Source organism: Ancylobacter defluvii (assembly GCF_018390605.1).
Lineage (GTDB): Bacteria > Pseudomonadota > Alphaproteobacteria > Rhizobiales > Xanthobacteraceae > Ancylobacter > Ancylobacter defluvii.
This window is the reverse complement of record NZ_JAHBGD010000012.1, coordinates 320,977-338,795: the sequence shown is the minus strand read 5'-3', so window position 1 is coordinate 338,795 and position 17,819 is coordinate 320,977. Positions and strand designations below refer to the sequence as shown.

Genomic DNA, 17,819 nt, shown 5'->3' with positions numbered 1-17,819 from the left:
CCGTCTCAGCCGGTGACGAAGGCGTCGCGCGTGTAGCCTTGCAGGTAGAGCAGGGCGGTGAGGTCGGCATGGTCGATGCGGATCTGCGCCGCCGCCGCCACCGCCGGCTTGGCGTGATAGGCGATGCCGAGCCCGGCGGCCTCCAGCATGGCGAGATCGTTGGCGCCGTCGCCGACCGCCATCGTCTCGTGGGCGGCAAGGCCGAGCGCCTCGCGGTTCTCGATCAAGGCCGCGAGCTTGGCCTCGCGGCCGAGGATCGGCTCGGCGACGGTGCCGGCGAAGCTTTCCGCCTCGACGATCAACTCATTGGCGCGGTCGGCATCGAAGCCGATCGTCGCGGCGATGCGACGGGTGAACAGGGTAAAGCCGCCGGAGACCAGCAGCGTGCGGGCGCCGTGGGCGCGCATGGTGCGCACCAGTTCGATGCCGCCGGGGGTCAGCCGGATGCGCTCGGCGATCACCTCGTCGACGACGGCGACCGGCAAGCCCTTCAGCAGCGCCACGCGCTCGCGCAGCGCCGGCTCGAAGGCGATCTCGCCGCGCATCGCCCGTTCGGTGATGGCGGCGACATGCGTCTTCATGCCGGCATAGTCGGCGAGCTCGTCGATGCATTCCTGGCCGATCATGGTGGAGTCCATGTCGGCGAGGAACAGTTTCTTGCGCCGCCCTTCGGCGGCCACCAGGGCGACATCGACCGGGGCGGGCGCCAGCGCCGCGCGCAACGCCTCGATATCGGCGCTGCCGGAAAAGCCGATCTCGACGGCGATGCCCTCGGCCAGCACGCGGGGGGCCTGCGCGTCCGGCAGCCGCGCGGCGGCGCGGGCCGTCAGCGCGGCATCGACGGCGGGCGCGGCGGGGTTGGCGACGAGGACGGCGTAATGGCTCGGCGAATGGCTCGACATGTTCGGCTCGACTATGGGGTTGCCGACGGGCCGGCGCCGGGCAACAAGGCGTTGCGCGGGTAGTGCGCGCGGGAGGGATGAAGCATGGAGACCGGCGGGCAAGCGCCCATCCGGCCGCGCGCGGTGCTTATCGCAGGGCCGACGGCGAGCGGCAAGTCGGCGCTGGGGCTCGCTCTGGCCGCGCGCCTCGACGGGGCGGTGATCAATGCCGATTCCATGCAGGTCTATGCCGATCTGCGGGTGCTTTCTGCGCGCCCGACCGTCGAGGAGGAGGCGCGAGCGCCACATCTTCTCTACGGCCATGTCGACGGCGCCGCCGATTATTCGGTCGCCCATTGGGTGGAGGATGCGCGGCGCGCCATCGCCGAGGTGGAGGCGGAAGGCCGACTGCCGATCCTGATCGGCGGCACCGGGCTGTATTTCAAGGCGCTGACGCGGGGGCTGTCGCCGATGCCGCCGGTGCCGGAGGCGGTGAAGGCGCAGGTGCGGGGGCGCGGCGAGGCGGCCGAAGCGCTGCATGCGCGGCTCTCGCGTCTCGACCCGCGCACCGCCGCCCGGCTGCGGCCCAGCGATACCCAGCGGCTCACCCGCGCCATCGAGGTATTCGAAGCCACCGGCCGGTCATTGGCGGACTGGCAGGAGGAGGCGACGAGCCCGGCGGTGCTGCGGCCGCACGAGACGTTCGGGGTGTTCCTCGCCACCGACCGCGCGGTGCTGCGTTCGCGCATCGCCGACCGCTTCCGCCAGATGATGGCGGGCGGGGCGCTGGAGGAAGTGCGCCGGCTGGTCGCGCGCGGGCTGCCGGCCGATCGCACCATCCTCAAGGCGCATGGCGTGCCGCATCTGGCGCGGCATCTGGCGGGAGAACTGTCGCTCGATGAGGCGATCGATGCGGGGATCGCCGATACCCGCCGCTACGCCAAGCGACAGGACACCTGGTTCCGCCACCAGCTCGACGGCTTCGCCTGGATGACCCCGCCCGACGCGGTGCGGGCGGTGGCCGAGGCCCTCGGCACGGGCGATTGAACGGATGCGCGGATGCCGTCCGCGCCTCTGCCTTGCCGTCATGTGTTTCAGAGATCGAGGTCGGACAGGCCGGGATGATCGGCCGGGCGCGGGCCGGAACGATCCCAGTGGAACTTGCGGTCGGCCTCGCGGATCGGCAGGTCGTTGATGCAGGCATAGCGCCGCACCATCAGGCCGTTCTCGTTGAACTCCCAGTTCTCATTGCCGTAGGAACGGAACCAGTTGCCGGAATCGTCGTGCCATTCATAGGCGAAGCGCACGGCGATGCGGCTGTCGGTGAAGGCCCACAGCTCCTTGATCAGCCGGTAGTCGAGCTCCTTTGCCCATTTGCGGGTGAGGAAGCCGACGATTTCCTCGCGGCCGCTGACGAATTCGGCGCGGTTGCGCCATTTGCTGTCCGGCGAATAAACCAGCGAGACCCGGTGTGGGTCGCAGGAATTCCAGCCGTCCTCGGCGCCGCGCACCTTCTGGATGGCGGTCTCGCGGGTGAAGGGCGGCAATGGCGGGCGTGTCTCGGTCATGGCGTGTTCCTCCTGTCGTCAGACATCCATGCGCTCGTGCGGCCGTATTGGTGCGGCCGCGCAGCATCAATGCATAGGGGCGGCCCCGGCGTGTACCCGGTTCGCCCGCCGCCGGACCGGAGGGCTTGTCAGGATGTCGCGCCGGAGGCACGCACGCGCCGCGCCGGCAGCGGGCGCAGCCGCAGCACCACCTCGCTGGCCAGCGCCACAGCGAGGCCGAGGCCGGCGACCCACCAGGCCGGGCGGATCGAATAGGCGAAGGCGAGATTGGCCTGGAGCACCCGCACCGGATCGATGCCGGTGGCGGCGAGATACCAGCCGGCCTCCAGGAGCGCGGTGGCGAGGCCGGCACTGAGGGCGAGCAGCACCAGCGGGGCGAGGCCGGTGCCGCGCCCATAGCGCTGAAGCACCCGCCAGCCCATCAGCCACAGGAAGAAGCCCGCCATCAGCGTCGGCTCGGTGACGTCGAGCTTCTGCTGCATGAAGAAGTGCAGGATGGCGAGCGCGGTGATCGGATAGGCGAGCCGATGCAGCCGGCTCCAGCGCTCGGCACCCAGGCGGGCGATGGCGCCATCCCAGGAGGTGGCCGAAAGAGAGGCGAGCCCGAGCAGCGCCACGAAGCCGATGGTGAGATAGATGCGCAGCACGATCTCGCGCGCCACCACCGACAGCGAGCCCATATCGATGCAATAGAGGCCGAAATGCACCGCCACCAGCGCCGCGGCGCCGAGACCGAGGGTGCGGCGGGCATTCAGCAGCTTCGGCCAGTTGAACAGCCGTCGCGCCGGGGTGACGGCGAGGGTGATCAGCAACAGCCGCACCGCCCAGTCGCCGAGGAAGCGCAGCGTCTCGACCAGCGGGCGGGCGCCGAGGGCGGGGCCGCCGCCCAGCCCGCCGGAGGCGCCGCCGCCGAGCCCGCCCGCCGCGCCGGGACCCAAGCCGGCGCCCAGACCAGAGCCCAATCCCGGTGCGCCAAGGCCGAGCGGATCGGTCGCCGCGAGGTCGCCGCGCAGGATCCGGATGGCCAGCAGCGCAAACGGCAGCAGCACCAGCAGCAGGGCGGCGATCTTCTCGGGACTCCATTGGTAGGAGCCTCTGGCACCGGAGCGTTCGCGGAGAAAGGGCATGGGCGGCTCGCTGAATGTCGACGGACCAAGACTAGAGATACGCATCCCTCTCGGTCTTCATTTCAGCACGGTGTCGCACGTCTTCGTGAACGGGCCGCGCGTCTTCCGCCAGCGCGCCGGGCGACAGCGCCCGGAGGCGCGCTAGGCGGCGAACACCCGCGTCACATGACCCATCTTGCGGCCCGGCCGGGCCTCGGCCTTGCCATAGAGGCTGAGCATGGCACCCGGCTCGGCGAGCACGGCGGGCCAGGTTTCGGCTTCCTCGCCGATGAGATTGGTCATCTCGACGCGGGCGCCGAGCCGCTCCACCGCGCCGAGCGGCCAGCCGGCGATGGCGCGTACATGCTGCTCGAACTGGCTGGTGCGGGCGCCGCCCAGCGTCCAGTGGCCGGAATTGTGCACGCGCGGGGCGATCTCGTTGACCACCAAACGCTCTTCCGCGCCCTTGCCGACCACGAACAGCTCCACCGCGAACACGCCGACATAATCGAGCGCGTCGCCGATGCGCCGGGCGATGTCGGCGGCGGTGGCGACCGAGGTGGCGCCGAGGCGGGCGGGGACGGTCGACTTGTACAGGATATGGTGGCGGTGCTCGTTCTCGGTCACCTCATAGGCGGCCACCGTGCCGTCGAGCGCGCGGGCGGCGACCACCGAGACCTCGCGCTCGAAGGGCACGAAGCCTTCCAGCACCGCCGGGTGGCGGCCGATGGCTTTGAACGCGGCGGCGGCATCGTCGCCGGGGCGGATCATCACCTGGCCCTTGCCGTCATAGCCGAAGCGGCGGGTCTTCAGGACCGCCGGCCGGCCGATACGGGCCAGCGCGGCTTCGAGCGCGGCCTCGTCGTCCACCGCCGCGAAGGGGGCGACCTCGATGCCGAGCGCGCTGATGAAGCTCTTCTCGGCGAGGCGGTCCTGGGTGATGCCGAGCGCCTTGGCGCCCGGATGCACCGGCACGAATCGGGCGAGGTGCCCGGCGGTGTCGACCGGCACGTTCTCGAACTCATAGGTGACGACGTCGACGGCGCGGGCGAAGCGCTCCAGCGCCGCGAGGTCGTCATAGGCGGCCTGGGTGTGGGCGTCGGCCACCTGGAAGGCCGGGCTGCCGTCCTCCGGCGCGTAAATATGCGCCTTCAGCCCCAGCGGGGCGGCGGCGAGGGCGATCATGCGGGCGAGCTGGCCGCCGCCGAGAATGCCGATGGTCGAGCCGGGCTTCAGCATCAGGCGGGCTCGCCGGAGGTGGGCTCGAAGGCGACCGACGCGGTGCGGGCGGCGCGCCAGGCGGCGAGGCGGATCGCCAGCGTCTCGTCGGACAGCGCCAGCACGGCGACGGCGAGGAGGGCGGCGTTCACCGCGCCGGGCTTGCCGATGGCGAGGGTGCCGACCGGGATGCCGGCCGGCATCTGCACGATGGAATACAGGCTGTCGAGCCCGGACAGCGCCTTGGATTCTACCGGCACGCCGAACACCGGCAGGGTGGTGAGCGAGGCGACCATGCCGGGCAGATGCGCGGCGCCGCCGGCACCGGCGATGATGGTCTTGTAGCCGGCCGTCTTGGCGCCCTTGGCGAAATCGAACATCCGCTCCGGGGTGCGGTGGGCGGAAACGATGCGGCAGTCATGGGCGACGCCGAGCTCGTCCAGCGTCTGGGCGGCGTGGCGCATGGTTTCCCAGTCGGACTGGCTGCCCATGATGATGGCGATCGGCCGCGCATCGGCGGTCGTGACGGCGGACATGTACGGCCCTTCCCCGGAAAAGAAGGCGCGGATTATAGGAATCCGCCCCCCTGCGGCAAGGGAAAACCGCGAGCCGGTGCATCGAGAGCCGGGAGGAAAGCAAAGACGGGAACAGGCATGGCGGGAGGCGTTCATGCTTAACACCGCCTTTACCACCCCCCGGCAGAGTGTCGCCCGCAGACCTGTTCCGCTCGCCCCCCGGATGTTGCGTCGAAGCGACGGCTTCGGCGCATTGATCTTTTTGTCGGCTTTGTGAGTTGAACGGTTGAGGTATTGAGCGAGAACAGGGGCCGGATTTCGCCCCTGATCGGGTGACGGCGAGGAGCGGAGAGCATGATGTCCGGGCGTATGAATGGCGGCACCAAGCTCCGTCTCGCGGCAATGGCGCGCACCTTGCTGGCCGGAACCGCGGTGTGGGCCGGGCTCTGTGTCCCCGGTGGATTCGTTACCGGCAACGCCGGGGCGCTGGCGCAGGGTCTGTCGGAAGCCGGCATGCAGGGGGGCTCGGGAGCCGGATTGACCGGCATCCCGACCTCGGCGGCGCGCGCCGGCAACGGCACCGCCGACAGCGTATACGCCTTCGATCCGGCCGCCGCCGGCATGCGCAAGGCCGGGCAGGGCGCTTCGCTGCTTGCCGCGCTCGGCGGCGAGCCGGCGCCCTTCGACATTAACGCCGCGCGCAGCCAGCCGCAGATGGTGGAGCCGGCGCCGGGCGCCGCTCCCGCCCCCGCCGCCGCACCGGCGGCCCACGAGGCCGCGCCGCCGGCGGTCGGTGCCGGGGCTCCGGCTCCGGGTGCCGCTACGCCGGGCGCTGCGCAGCCGGCCACCGCCACCCCGGCAACGGCCACCGGCGTCTCGGCGACCGAGCCGGGGGCGCCCTCGGCGGTGGCGGCGCGCATCGGCGAGCTGATCACCGACCAGCTGCCGCGCTTCGCCGCCCGCGCCAACGAGCAGCAGGCGCTCGCCGCCTTCTATGCCGAACGCCAGTACCAGCCGTTGTTCACCGCCGGCACCGCGTGGTCGCCGCTCGGCACCGCGGTGCAGCAGCAATTCGCCGCCTCCTGGCAGGACGGCCTGCAGCCGACCGACTATGAGGTGCCGGCGCTCGCCGCGCATCCGAGCGACGCCGATCTCGCCGCCGCCGAGCTCAAGCTGGCCTCGACGCTGATGCTCTATGCCCGCCAAGTGCAGAGCGGGCGCTTCGATCCCAAGCGGATCTCGGCGAATATCGATCCCTCGCCGACGGTGCCGGATCCGATCGTCGTGCTGTCCGAGGTGGCCGGTGCCGCCGATGCGCGGGCGGTACTCGCCGGCTATGCCCCGCAATATGACGAATACCGCCTGCTGAAAGCCCAGCTCGCCAGCACGCAGGGCGAGCGGCGCGGCGCGCCGCCGCCGCACGTGCCGGCCGGCCCGACGCTGCGGCCCGGCGACGACGATCCGCGCGTGCCGGCGCTGCGCGCCCGGCTCGGCGTGCCCGGCGCGCCGACGGACACCTATTATTCGCCGGAACTGGTGGATGCGGTGCGCGCCTTCCAGGCCTCGGCCGGCGAGCGCGCCGACGGCGCGGTCGGCCCGGTGACGCTGGCGGCGCTGAACGAGGCTGGCGAGGACCGCACGGCCGACATCATCGCCAATATGGAGCGCTGGCGCTGGCTGCCGCATGCGGTGGCGCCAGCTTATGTGATCGTCAACATCCCCGAATACATGGTGCGCATCGTCGTCGACGAGCAGACGATCCATGAGACGCGGGTCATCGTCGGCAAGCCGGAGAACCAGACGCCGGTGATGACCGAGAACATGCAGTACACGGTGTTCAACCCGTCCTGGAACGTGCCGCCCGGCATCATGCGCAACGAGATGCTGCCGAAGCTCCGCTCCGATCCCTATGCGCTGGCCCGCCAGGGCATCGACGTGGTGCGCAACGGCCGCACCGTCGATCCCGGCACGGTGGACTGGAGCCGCGGCTCGCAGGGCTATTCCTTCCGCCAGCCGCCGGGCGAGCGCAATGCGCTGGGCAACATGAAGTTCATGTTCCCGAACAAGCACTCGGTCTATCTGCACGACACCCCGAACCGCTCGCTGTTCGCGCGCGACCAGCGGGCCCTCAGCCATGGCTGCGTGCGCGTGCACGAACCGATGAAGTTCGCCGAGGTGCTGTTCTCGCTCGGCCTGCCGGGCGATGGCTGGAACCAGCAGCGCATTTCCAAGCTGATCGGCGGCAAGGAGAAGTACCTCAACCTGAAGCAGCGCTTCCCGGTGCACCTCGTCTATTTCACCACCTATGTCGATGGCGACGGCCGGCTGGTGAGCCGTCCGGACCTCTACGGCACCAATGCCGCCACCAAGGCGATTCTCGGTATTGGCGGCGCGGCGCAGGTGGCCGACCGCGGCAACGCTCCGCGGCGCCGCTGACCGGCAGAGACGACGGTAATGCTGTGATCGTATCGACACGGCGGGCAGAAAAATGACCCGCCAGCGACCGATCTGACGCAATTTTGTTGATGCGGCACTCTTTCGCCACAGTCGCTTTCTAGCCAGAGAGCCAATGAGTGCGGGGGTTGGGCCGTAAACGTGCCCTTAACCAAACCTGACAAGACTATGTTCACCATGTCCGGACCGGCGGCAATGCCGGTTCGTCTCAAGGAAACGTTCGCTTATCGGGTTTGGGGTTCGTGCGCATCCATCAACGCTTCAATCACATCCGATCATCGCGTCTTCTGTCGCACCGCGTCGTGAAGGCGGCTGTCCTGGCTGCGCTGGTGACGGTCTGCGGCACCGACATGCTGCAGGACGCGGTCGCCAATGGCGATACCCGCACGCTGACGCTGCATCACGTCCATTCGGGCGAGAGCGCCACCGTCACCTTCAAGCGCAACGGCCGCTACGATCCGGCGGCGCTGAAGCAGCTCAACGTGCTGTTGCAGGATTGGCGGCGCAAGCAGCCGACCAACATGGACCCGCAGCTGTTCGATATCGTGTGGGAGGTCTATCGCGAGACCGGCGCCACCCAGCCGATCGAGGTGATCGGCGGCTTCCGTTCGCCCGAGACCAACGCCATGCTGCGCGCCCGCTCGCGCGGCGTCGCCCAGACCAGCCTGCACATGCAGGGCAAGGCGATGGATTTCTACATTCCCGGCGTGCCGCTCTCCAAGATCCGCGAGGCGGGGCTGCGGCTCCAGCGCGGTGGCGTCGGCTTCTACCCGACCTCCGGCTCGCCCTTCGTGCATCTCGATACCGGTGGCGTGCGGCACTGGCCGCGCATGAGCCGTCCCGAGCTTGCCCGCGTATTCCCCAACGGCAAGACCGTGCATGTGCCTACCGATGGCAAGCCGATGTCCGGCTATGCCCTGGCGCTGGCCGAGGTCGAATCGCGCGGCAAGGAGCCCGGCGGTGCCGGCGGCGCCTTCGCCGGCCTTGGCAGCGGCAACAATCCCAAGCCGAAGAACCTGTTCGCCTCGCTGTTCGGCAAGGGCGATTCCGAGGACGACGAGGACAGCGCGGCGCCGGCCAAGGTCGCTGCCGCCCCGGCGCGTCCGGCCCCGGCCGCCGCTCCCGAGGCTCCGGCTCCGGCGGCTGCCGCCCCGGTGGCGGTGGCTGCTGCCGCGCCGGCCGCCGTTCCGCTGCCCCAGCCCGCCCCGCAGGCGCGCAATGCGCCGCTGGTGCCGGCCGAGGCGCCGGCGAACATTCCCTTCGCAGTGGCGTCCGCCGCCCCGGCGCAGGCCGCCGCCGCTGCCTTGGTGCCGTTGCCGACCGCCCGTCCGGGCGACGCGCCGAAGGCCGGTGCCGTCGTCGCCGCGCTGGCGCCGGTCGCGGTGCCGATGCCGACCGCCCGGCCGTCCGAGGCGGGCCGGCTGCCTGAACTCTTCGTCGCCAACGGCGCGAACGGGCAGGGCCCGGTGCTGGCCTATGCCTCGGCGACCGCCGGCGTGTTCCCCTCCAACCGGCTGCAGCCGGGTCGCGCGGCGCAGCCGGCGCAGGTTCCGGGGGTGAACGCTCCGCTGGCAGCCGGCCCGGCGCCGCATGCGCCGGCACGCACGCACGCCGCCGCATCGCCGAAAGCCACCGGTCCTTATACGTCGGAGATGCAGGCCGAGATTCGCGGGCTGTTCCTGAGCCCGACCGTGGCGACGCATGTGGTGATGCGGACGCCGGAACTGCGCCGCTTCGCCGCCTTTGTCGCGCCGCCGCGCCAGGTGGTGGCGGCTGGCTTCGGCAAGGACGGTTCCAACGGCCTGTCGACCAGCCGCTTCAGCGGCGCGGCGGTGGTCGCGGTGCCGGTGATCGCGGTGATCGACGGCCCGGCGCCGCTCGCCCGCAAGCTCTGACGGCGGCCCCCCGACGCGGGGGCCGATCCAGTTGCCGTCCATTCTGCGCGCAGCGCTTGAGCGACCTTTGCACGGAAAACGGCCCCGGCTGATTGAAGCCGGGGCCGTTTTCCGTCGATCCGGTGAGTTCAGCCGATCGCAACCGGCTTGGCGGCCGGCGGAGCGGGGCTCCGCCGCCTGCTCAGTTGCCGATCATGCCCAGCGCCTGCAGATAGAGGTCGACGATCGCCTCGTGCTCGGCGCGCTGGTCGGCGTCCTGCTTGCGGATCTTCAGGATCTCGCGCAGCGCCTTGACGTCGAAGCCGGTGCCCTTGGCTTCGGCGAACACGTCCTTGATGTCCTCGGAAATGGTCTTCTTCTCTTCCTCGAGACGCTCGATGCGCTCGATGAAGGATTTCAGCTGTTCCTTGGCAAAGCCGGCGGCGGCATCGGACAGCGGCTGGTCGTTCGGAATGTCGGACATAGTTTCTCCCGCCGGAGCGATCCGGCTCGTCGGGTGATGAAAAACGGGCGGCGATCAGGAGCGGAAGCGCTCGCCGGCGTCAAGTTCGCCAAGGGGAAGTGCGGGCGGCTGCGCCCGCTATCCACCGCCATGCACAGACTCGCCTGCGTTTGGCGGGCTCAGTGGCCGGGGCCCTTGAAGGCGGCTTTCTGTTCCGGGCTTGCCCCGGCTTGGTGCGCCGCCTTCCAGTCCTCATAGGGCATGCCATAGACGGCTTCGCGGCTCTCGTCCTTGGTGAGCGGCAGGCCGCGCTCCTGGGCGGCATCGAGATACCAGTTGGCGAGGCAGTTGCGGCAGAAGCCGGCGAGGTTCATCAGATCGATGTTCTGTACGTCGGTGCGCTCGCGCAGATGCTGGACCAGACGGCGGAAGGCGGCCGCCTCGAGTTCGGTGCGGCTGGTCTCGCCGGGAGCGGTGATGTCGTCGGGCATGGAATCCTCCGGTCGGTTCCCCGCCGCGCTCAGGCGGCGGTCAGTTCGGCGATGTCGAGCGGCGTCACCGGCCCGGTGCGCGAACCGAACAGCCGCCGCTCATGCAATTCCGCGCTCGCCAGGATGCCGGGCAGCAGCTTCGCCAGCCGGTCGGCCCAGGCGATCTGGCCGTCGAGGTCGGCGATGAGGTCCTGGCGGATCTCGATCAGCACATGGGCGAGGCCGGTGGCGGTGCCGTGGCGATACAGGCAGTCGTTCTTCAGCGCGCCGTCATAGGGCTCGTTGTCGCCGACGATGAGGTCGCCTTCCGCCTCCAGCCCCTCGATCAGCGGGCGGGCGAAGCGGGGGTCGAGGTCCCAGAGCAGGGCGATGTGCCAGGGCCGCGGCGAACCGCGCCACACCGGGGTGAACGAGTGCACCGAGAAGATCGCCGGCGCCAGGCCGGTCGCCGTCATGCGGGCGATCTCGGCGGCGACGGCGCGGTGATAGGGGCGGTGGAAACGGTCGAGTCGGTAGGTGGTCTCCGCCTCGTCCACATGACGGTTGCCGGGGATGATGGCGCCATCGGACAACCGCATCACCAGCGTCGGGTCGTCCTCGCCGCGATTGGGATCGATCAGCAGTCGCGAGAAGTGCGACAGTACCGCCGGGCAGCCGAGCGCGCTGGCCAGCGCCCGCGTCACGCCGGCGGCGCCGATGTCGTAGCCGATGTGACGCTCCAGCTCGGCGGGCGGCAGGCCGAGCGTGCCGTAGCGCGCCGGCAGGGCATTGGAGGCATGGTCGCAGATGAGGAGGAGGCCGGCCGCGGCATCGCCGTCGATGCGCTCGAAGGGATGAAAGGCGTCGTCGGCCGGGTCGAGGTCGGCGGGCGAGGGTTCATCGGAAAGATCGGGCCGGCGCATAATGTCCCTATGCTACGAAAGTGGCGGCGGAGATAGTGACGAGCGGGCTCTGGTGCCATAGGAATACGCCCGTTTCGCGTCGCGCGGGAACCGGATTCGACCGATCCGCGCGCAAGAATGAAAGCTCGGCGGGGCAAAGCCAGGGGTTGCAATGACAGACGGATCGGCGCGCGCGTTTCTCGACAGGCTGTTCTCCGCGGCGGTGGCCGCTGCCCATCCCTCTACCTGTCTTCCCCCGGCGCTGCCGCCGCCGCCGGCTACCGGCCGGCTGATCCTGCTCGCCGCCGGCAAGGCGGCCGGCTCGATGCTGGAAGTCGCCGAATCGTATTATCTCGACCAGCACGGCTTCGATCCCGCGCGGCTCAAGGGCATTGGCGTCGCCCGCCATGGCTATGGCCGGCCGACCCGGCAGCTGGAAATGGTGGAAGCCGGCCATCCGGTGCCGGACGCCGCCGGCCTTGCCGGGGCGCAGAAGGCGCTCGACCTTGCCGCCTCGGCGACCGAGGAGGATCTGGTGCTGGTTCTGCTCTCCGGCGGCGCCTCGGCCAACTGGATCGCCCCGGCCTATGGCGTCGAGCTCGACGACAAGCGGGCGCTGACCAAGGCACTGCTGCGCTCCGGCGCCAACATTACCGAGATCAACACCGTGCGTAAGCACCTGTCGCGCATCAAGGGCGGCCGGCTGGCGACGCTGGCGCAGCCGGCGCATGTGGTGACGCTGTCGATCTCCGACGTGCCGGGCGACGATCCGGCGGTGATCGGTTCCGGCCCCACCGTGCCGGATCCCACCACGCTCGCCGAGGCGCGCGATGTGCTCGCCCGCTACCGCATCGATCCGCCGGCTTCGGTCGCCGTGGCGCTGCGCGACACCGCCAATGAATCGCCCAAGCCGGGCGATGCCGCCTTCGCCAATGCCGAGTATTATTTGATCTCCCGGCCGTCCGACAGTTTCGTCGCCACCGAGCAGCTGGTGCGTGACGCCGGCTATGAGCCGGTGCTGCTCGGCGACAATCTCGAGGGCGAGGCCCGCGAGGTGGCGGCGGCGCAGGCGGCGCAGGCGAAGGAGTTGAAGGCCGCCGGCCGCAAGGCGGTGCTGATGTCCGGGGGCGAACTCACCGTCACCATGCGCGGCAATGGCCGCGGCGGGCCGAACCAGGAATTCGCGCTGGCGCTCGCGGTGGCGCTGGAAGGCGCGAGCCAGATCTATGCGGTGGCCGGCGACACCGACGGCACCGATGGCGGCGGCGGCGATGCCACCGACCCGGCCGGCGCCCATGTGACGCCCGACACGCTGGCGCGCGCCGCGGCGGCCGGTCTCGATCCTGCCGCCTTTCTCGCCAATAACGATTCGACGAGCTTCTTCGAGGCGATCGGCGATTTGCTGGCGCCGGGCCCTACCTGCACCAACGTCAATGATTTCCGTGCCGTTCTCGTCGATCCCTGACCTGCCCAAGCCGGGACAGCCGCGCCGGTGCGCGCGGCTGATGCTTGCCGCGCTCGCCGCCCTGCCGGTTCTGGCGACGCTGGCCCCGGTGCCGGCGGCGGCGGATTTCCGCCTGTGCAACCGCTCGAACAGCCGGGTCGGCATCGCGCTCGGCTACAAGGATGGCGAGGCCTGGGCGACCGAGGGCTGGTGGAACCTCGGCGCCCGCAGCTGCGAGACGCTGCTGCGCGGCGACCTGGTGGCGCGGTTCTACTATGTCTATGCAATGGATTACGATCAGGGTGGGGAGTGGGCCGGCAAGGCCTTCATGTGCACCCGCGACAAGGAATTCACCATTCGCGGCATCGAGAACTGCCTGGCGCGCGGCTTCGACCGTACCGGCTTCTTCGAGGTCGATACCCAGGAACAGAAGAGCTGGACGGTGCAACTGACCGAGGGGGGGCAGAAGCCCACCGCGCAGGCCGGGGGCGCCGCCGCGCCGCTGCCGCCGGTAAAGGCGCCATAAACACGCTGCACAGGCCGCCTGGCGAGGCCTCGGGCTCACGGAAGTGGCGCTGCGCGGCTGTCGTCGGGTAGCCGTTGTCGAGGATGATCTTGCCCCCGCGGGCGAGAGGCATAGCGGGGGTCGCCGCGGCGTCATTCCGCGGGACACCGAATCATCGATTGTCGAAGGACGTTCCCACGCTCGGCTACAGGCCGTGCCGGGCACCTCGACGCTCAGCCAACGGCGTCGGCCGGATTTCTGCACCTACCCGGAGTTCCCTTGCTCTACCGGAGCCCGGTTCTTGCCGGGCCGGCGGCTGAGGCGTTGAAGCCGGAATGCCGGGCTTCAGCGAGACAGATGGCCGGCGGCGTGCCGGCGAAGGCCTCGGCCTGCCGTAGCGGCGCGCCGAGGCTCCCCGAGGCTTTCCGAAGCCACCGGCGGGTCGCGGCGCGCCCTAATCCACCGGCAGGGCGGTGAAGCGTACCTGGCCGTCGGCGTCGCCGATCATCAGCAGCGCCGAGCGCCGGCCGTCCTTCTTCAGCGTGGCGATGCGGTTCTCCACATCCTTCGGCGTGCCGGTCGCCTCCTGGTTCACCTCCAGGATGAGGTTGCCGGCGACGAGGCCGCGATCGGCGGCGGGGGTGCTTGGCTGCACCGCCACGATCACGACGCCCTTGGCGTCGTCCTTCAGCTTGAACCGGGTGCGCAGCTCGGGCGTGAGCTCGGCGATCTCCATCCCCATCAGCTTGGTGGTGGTCGTGGCATCGGGCGCCGGCTTGTCGGGCGACGCCGGGGCTTCGCTGTCGGCCGGCTTGTCGTTCTCGTCGAGGCGGCCGACGGCGAGCTTCAGGGTCTCTTCCTTGCCCCTGCGCACCACCACCACCTCGACCTGCTTGTCCACCGGGGTGTCGGCGACGATGATCGGCAGCGCGCGCATGTCCTTCACGTCCTTGCCGTCGAACTTGACGATGACGTCGCCGGCCTTGATGCCACCCTTGGCTGCCGGACCGTCATCGGTCACCGAGCCCACCAGGGCGCCGCGCGTCTTGCCGAGCGACAGGCTCTCGGCGATCTCGTCGGTGACCTGCTGGATGCGCACGCCGATCCAGCCGCGCCGGGTCTCGCCGAATTCCTTCAGCTGGGCGATCACCGGCACCGCGGTGTTGGCCGGCACCGCGAAGCCGATGCCGATCGAGCCGCCGGAGGGCGAGATAATGGCGGTGTTGATGCCGATGACGTTGCCGTCCATGTCGAAGAGCGGACCGCCGGAATTACCGCGATTGATGGCGGCGTCGGTCTGCAGGAAATTGTCGTAGGGCCCCGAATTGATGTCGCGGTTGCGCGCCGAGATGACGCCCACCGTCAGCGTGCCGCCGAGGCCGAACGGATTGCCGATCGCCATCACCCAGTCGCCGACGCGCAGCACGTCGGAATCGCCGAACTTCACCGAGGTGAGCGTCTTGCCTTCCGGCGGCGTCACCTTGAGCAGCGCGAGATCGACCTTGGTGTCGCGGCCGACCAGCTCGGCCTTGAGCTTGCTGCCGTCGGCGAAGTTGGCATAGATCTCGTCGGCATCGGCGATGACGTGGTTGTTGGTGACGATGAAGCCGGTCGGGTCGATGACGAAGCCGGAGCCGAGGGAGGAGACGCGCCGCGGCCGGCCACCATTCTCCTCGCCCTGCTGCTGGCGGCGCTTGAAGAATTCCTCGAAGAACTCCTCGAAGGGCGAGCCGGGCGGCAGTTCCGGGGTCGGCACGCTGCGCGACGGCGCCACGGTCTGCGAGGTGGAGATGTTGACCACCGCGTCCATCACCCGCGCGGCGGTATCGGCGACGGTATCCGGGCCCTTGGTGGCGGCGGCGATGGCCGGGGCGGCGGCGCCGAACAGCAGGGACAGGCCGAGCATCGCGGCGAGCGACAGGGTGGAGAGAGCGGCGCCTCGATGGGGTGCGGACATGGTGCCTCCTTCGCGTCCCGACGGGATCGGCCCCTTCCGCTACGGCGCGGAACAGGGCTCCATCGGCGAACGCTTAACCGGGGGCGGGCGCGATGCAAGCCAAAAGCGCGCGAGCCGTGCTGGGCCCTTGGACGCGGGGAGCGCCGCCGGATGCGCATGGCACCCGGCGGAAGGATCAGCCGCGAATGAGCCAGACCACAAGCAGGCCGACAAGGGCACCGACGAGGCCGGCAATGCGCAGCGGCACGTCCGGCAGTTTCTCCATCGCCTCCATGGCGCGGCGCATCGCGCCGGGAGCGGCTGCCAGCATCAGGCCCTCGATCACCAACACCAGACCGAGCGCGACGATGAGATCGGACATCGTCGCCCGAACTCAGTTCGCCGGCTGGGCGGGAGCGGCAGCCGCGCCGGGCGCCGGGGCGACAGCCGCCGGGTTGGGCGCGTTGAAGAAGCGGAAGAAGTCCGAGGTAGGCGAGACCACCATGCGGGTGTCGGTATTCTTCATCGACGCCTCATAGGCCTGCATCGAGCGGTAGAAGTCGAAGAAGCTGCGGTCCTGCTGATAGGCGTTGGCGAAGATCGAGTTTCGCTCGGCCTCGCCCTCGCCGCGCAGCTTGTCGCCCGTGGCGTTGGCCTCGGCGACGATGATCGTCGAGTCGCGGTCGGCGCGCGCGCGGATGGTCTGCGCCTGCTCGGCGCCCTGGGCGCGGATCTCCGAGGCTTCGCGCTGGCGCTCGGTCTGCATGCGCTGGAACACCGCCTGGCTGTTGGCTTCCGGCAGGTCGGCGCGGCGGATGCGCACATCGATGACGTTGATGCCGAAATTCGCGGCTTCGCGGTTCACCTGGTCGCGGATGCGGGTCATCAGCATCTCGCGCTCGTCGCGCACCACCTGGATGAAGGTGCTTTCGCCGAGCACCCGGCGCAGCGACGAGTTCAGGATGGTGGCGAGGCGGGAATTGGCCCCCTCCACCGTGCCGACCGCCTGGTAGAAGCGCAGCGGGTTGGTGATGCGGTAGCGGGCGAAGGCATCGACGACCAGGCGCTTCTGGTCGGCGGCGATCACTTCCTGCGAGGGGTTCTCGAGGTCGAGGATGCGCTTGTCGATGAGGATCACGCTGTCGACCAGCGGGATCTTGGCATTTAGGCCGGGCGTTTCGATGACGCGGATGGGCTCGCCGAAACGCAGCACCAGCGCCTGCTGGGTCTGGTAGACGGAGAACAGCGCCGAGAACAGCACGATGGCGGCAAGGGCGACGACGACGGCAAGGACGAGACCGAGACTGTTTCTCATTTCGCGGCTCCCTGCGCGGCGGGGGTCGTCGGGCGGGGTTCGAGGGCGCTGAGCGGCAGATAGGGCACGACGCCCTGGCCGCCGGCGCCGTTGGTCTGCGTATCGAGGATCACCTTGTCCATGCCGGCGAAGATGCGTTCCATGGTTTCGAGATAGAGGCGCTGGCGGGTCACGTCGGGCGCCTTCTGATATTCGGTGAGCACGCTGAGGAAGCGCGAGGCCTGACCGCGGGCCTCGATGATGGCGCGTTCCTTGTAGCCCTGCGCGCCCTGGGTGATGCGGGCGGATTCGCCGCGCGCCTCGGGGACGACGCGGTTGGCATAGGCCTGCGCCTCGTTCTGCAGGCGCTCGGCGTCGGCGCGGGCGGCCTGCACGTCGCGGAAGGAATCGATGACCTGCTGCGGCGGGTCGACCTTCTGCAGCTGGACCTGGGTGACCAGCACGCCGGACTGGTATTCGTCCAGCGTCCGCTGCATCAGGTCATGCACCGCGGTTTCGATGTTCTGGCGGGCGCCGGTGAGGATCGGCTGGATGTTGGTGCGGCCGACCACCTCGCGCATGGCGCTTTCCGCCACCGCCTTGATGGTGCCTTCCGGGTTCTGGACGTTGAACAGGAAGTTGGCGGCGCCGATGTCCTCGGTCGAGCCGGGGGCGGCTGGCTTCACCATCCAGAACACCGCGAAGTCGACGTCGACGATGTTCTCGTCGCCGGTGAGCATCAGGCTCTCTTCCGGCACGTCGCGCATGGCGGCGCCGCGGCGCGGATCGTCACCCGAGCGGATGCCGATGTCGATGCGGTTGACGCGGGTGACCTGCGGGGTCAGCACCGTCTCGATCGGGTAGGGGAGGTGGTAGTTCAGGCCGGGATTGGAGGTCGAGACGAACTTGCCGAAACGCAGCACCACGCCCTGTTCGTCGGGCTCGACCCGGTAGAAGCCGGAGAGCAGCCACACGATCACGGCGATCGCCACGATGGCGAGAATGCCCTTGCCGCTGCCGAAGCCGCCGGGCACCACGGTGCGTAGCTTTTCCTGACCGCGGCGGATCAGATCTTCGAGATCGGGAGAGTTCGGACCCGGCGATTGCGGGCCACTGCCCCAGGGACCACGCGGACCACCACCCCATGGTCCGCCGCTCTGGTTCTTCCACGGCATACGCGCCAACTCCC

Annotated in this window: 17 protein-coding genes; 5 read left to right on the top strand and 12 right to left on the bottom strand. The window is 69.8% G+C overall.

Translation table 11 applies throughout. From position 1 onward, the window contains the following. Nucleotides 1–5 precede the first annotated feature (5 nt). Nucleotides 6–902 carry a phosphoserine phosphatase SerB gene (gene serB / locus KHC24_RS09460; RefSeq protein ID WP_213362956.1) on the bottom strand — a complete coding sequence of 299 codons (897 nt, stop codon included), beginning with the start codon at nucleotides 900–902 and terminating at the stop codon, nucleotides 6–8. A gap of 84 nt (nucleotides 903–986) precedes the next feature. Here serB and miaA point away from each other — a divergent pair, with 84 nt between their 5' ends. After that, nucleotides 987–1,928, top strand: a complete 942-nt coding sequence (miaA, locus tag KHC24_RS09455; RefSeq protein WP_213362955.1) for a tRNA (adenosine(37)-N6)-dimethylallyltransferase MiaA — start codon at nucleotides 987–989, stop codon at nucleotides 1,926–1,928. 47 nt (nucleotides 1,929–1,975) lie between these two features. Here miaA and KHC24_RS09450 read toward each other — a convergent pair whose 3' ends face one another. From KHC24_RS09450 to purE, 4 genes are all read right to left on the bottom strand, one after another. Beyond that, entirely contained in the window at nucleotides 1,976–2,449 is a 474-nt protein-coding gene (locus tag KHC24_RS09450; RefSeq protein WP_213362954.1) for a nuclear transport factor 2 family protein, read from the bottom strand. Nucleotides 2,450–2,577: 128 nt separating this feature from the next. Further along, on the bottom strand, nucleotides 2,578–3,576 hold the full coding sequence (locus KHC24_RS09445) for a protein-methionine-sulfoxide reductase heme-binding subunit MsrQ (protein ID WP_213362953.1): 999 nt from the start codon (nucleotides 3,574–3,576) through the stop codon (nucleotides 2,578–2,580). 141 nt (nucleotides 3,577–3,717) lie between these two features. Further along, a complete protein-coding gene (locus KHC24_RS09440; RefSeq protein ID WP_213362952.1) occupies nucleotides 3,718–4,794 on the bottom strand; it encodes a 5-(carboxyamino)imidazole ribonucleotide synthase in 1,077 nt (358 codons plus the stop codon). Next, nucleotides 4,794–5,309, bottom strand: coding sequence for a 5-(carboxyamino)imidazole ribonucleotide mutase (purE, locus tag KHC24_RS09435; protein WP_213362951.1), 516 nt, complete (start codon nucleotides 5,307–5,309; stop codon nucleotides 4,794–4,796). The genes KHC24_RS09440 and purE overlap by 1 nt, the downstream gene beginning before the upstream one ends. Nucleotides 5,310–5,642: 333 nt before the next feature. Here purE and KHC24_RS09430 point away from each other — a divergent pair, with 333 nt between their 5' ends. Then, complete coding sequence (locus KHC24_RS09430; protein ID WP_246546441.1) at nucleotides 5,643–7,724, top strand: L,D-transpeptidase family protein; 2,082 nt, start codon at nucleotides 5,643–5,645, stop codon at nucleotides 7,722–7,724. 320 nt (nucleotides 7,725–8,044) lie between these two features. Continuing rightward, the gene (locus tag KHC24_RS09425; protein WP_271180491.1) at nucleotides 8,045–9,637 is read left to right on the top strand and encodes a peptidoglycan L,D-endopeptidase MepK; all 1,593 of its coding nucleotides are present in this window, start codon (nucleotides 8,045–8,047) and stop codon (nucleotides 9,635–9,637) included. 181 nt (nucleotides 9,638–9,818) lie between these two features. Here KHC24_RS09425 and KHC24_RS09420 read toward each other — a convergent pair whose 3' ends face one another. The 3 genes from KHC24_RS09420 to KHC24_RS09410 all read right to left on the bottom strand — a co-directional run bounded on the left by KHC24_RS09420 (nucleotide 9,819) and on the right by KHC24_RS09410 (nucleotide 11,472). After that, nucleotides 9,819–10,100 (bottom strand): DUF2312 domain-containing protein, encoded by a 282-nt coding sequence (locus tag KHC24_RS09420; protein ID WP_213362950.1) that lies wholly within the window; start codon nucleotides 10,098–10,100, stop codon nucleotides 9,819–9,821. Between the two features lie 158 nt (nucleotides 10,101–10,258). Continuing rightward, a complete protein-coding gene (locus KHC24_RS09415; protein WP_213362949.1) occupies nucleotides 10,259–10,570 on the bottom strand; it encodes a DUF1244 domain-containing protein in 312 nt (103 codons plus the stop codon). Between the two features lie 29 nt (nucleotides 10,571–10,599). Then, nucleotides 10,600–11,472 carry an N-formylglutamate amidohydrolase gene (locus KHC24_RS09410; protein ID WP_213362948.1) on the bottom strand — a complete coding sequence of 291 codons (873 nt, stop codon included), beginning with the start codon at nucleotides 11,470–11,472 and terminating at the stop codon, nucleotides 10,600–10,602. Nucleotides 11,473–11,623: 151 nt separating this feature from the next. Here KHC24_RS09410 and KHC24_RS09405 point away from each other — a divergent pair, with 151 nt between their 5' ends. Together KHC24_RS09405 and KHC24_RS09400 are read left to right on the top strand one after the other, a co-directional pair. Next, nucleotides 11,624–12,916, top strand: a complete 1,293-nt coding sequence (locus KHC24_RS09405; RefSeq protein WP_213362947.1) for a glycerate kinase type-2 family protein — start codon at nucleotides 11,624–11,626, stop codon at nucleotides 12,914–12,916. Nucleotides 12,917–12,956: 40 nt separating this feature from the next. Then, nucleotides 12,957–13,421 carry a DUF1036 domain-containing protein gene (locus KHC24_RS09400; RefSeq protein ID WP_246546436.1) on the top strand — a complete coding sequence of 155 codons (465 nt, stop codon included), beginning with the start codon at nucleotides 12,957–12,959 and terminating at the stop codon, nucleotides 13,419–13,421. A 433-nt stretch (nucleotides 13,422–13,854) separates the two neighbouring features. Here KHC24_RS09400 and KHC24_RS09395 read toward each other — a convergent pair whose 3' ends face one another. From KHC24_RS09395 to hflK, 4 genes are all read right to left on the bottom strand, one after another. Next, nucleotides 13,855–15,357, bottom strand: a complete 1,503-nt coding sequence (locus tag KHC24_RS09395; protein WP_213362945.1) for a Do family serine endopeptidase — start codon at nucleotides 15,355–15,357, stop codon at nucleotides 13,855–13,857. Nucleotides 15,358–15,532: 175 nt separating this feature from the next. Next, the gene (locus KHC24_RS09390; RefSeq protein ID WP_213362944.1) at nucleotides 15,533–15,718 is read right to left on the bottom strand and encodes a DUF2065 domain-containing protein; all 186 of its coding nucleotides are present in this window, start codon (nucleotides 15,716–15,718) and stop codon (nucleotides 15,533–15,535) included. Nucleotides 15,719–15,730: 12 nt separating this feature from the next. Beyond that, on the bottom strand, nucleotides 15,731–16,651 hold the full coding sequence (hflC, locus tag KHC24_RS09385) for a protease modulator HflC (protein WP_213362943.1): 921 nt from the start codon (nucleotides 16,649–16,651) through the stop codon (nucleotides 15,731–15,733). After that, on the bottom strand, nucleotides 16,648–17,805 hold the full coding sequence (gene hflK, locus KHC24_RS09380) for an FtsH protease activity modulator HflK (RefSeq protein WP_213362942.1): 1,158 nt from the start codon (nucleotides 17,803–17,805) through the stop codon (nucleotides 16,648–16,650). Before hflK ends, hflC begins: the two co-directional genes overlap by 4 nt. Nucleotides 17,806–17,819 lie beyond the last annotated feature (14 nt).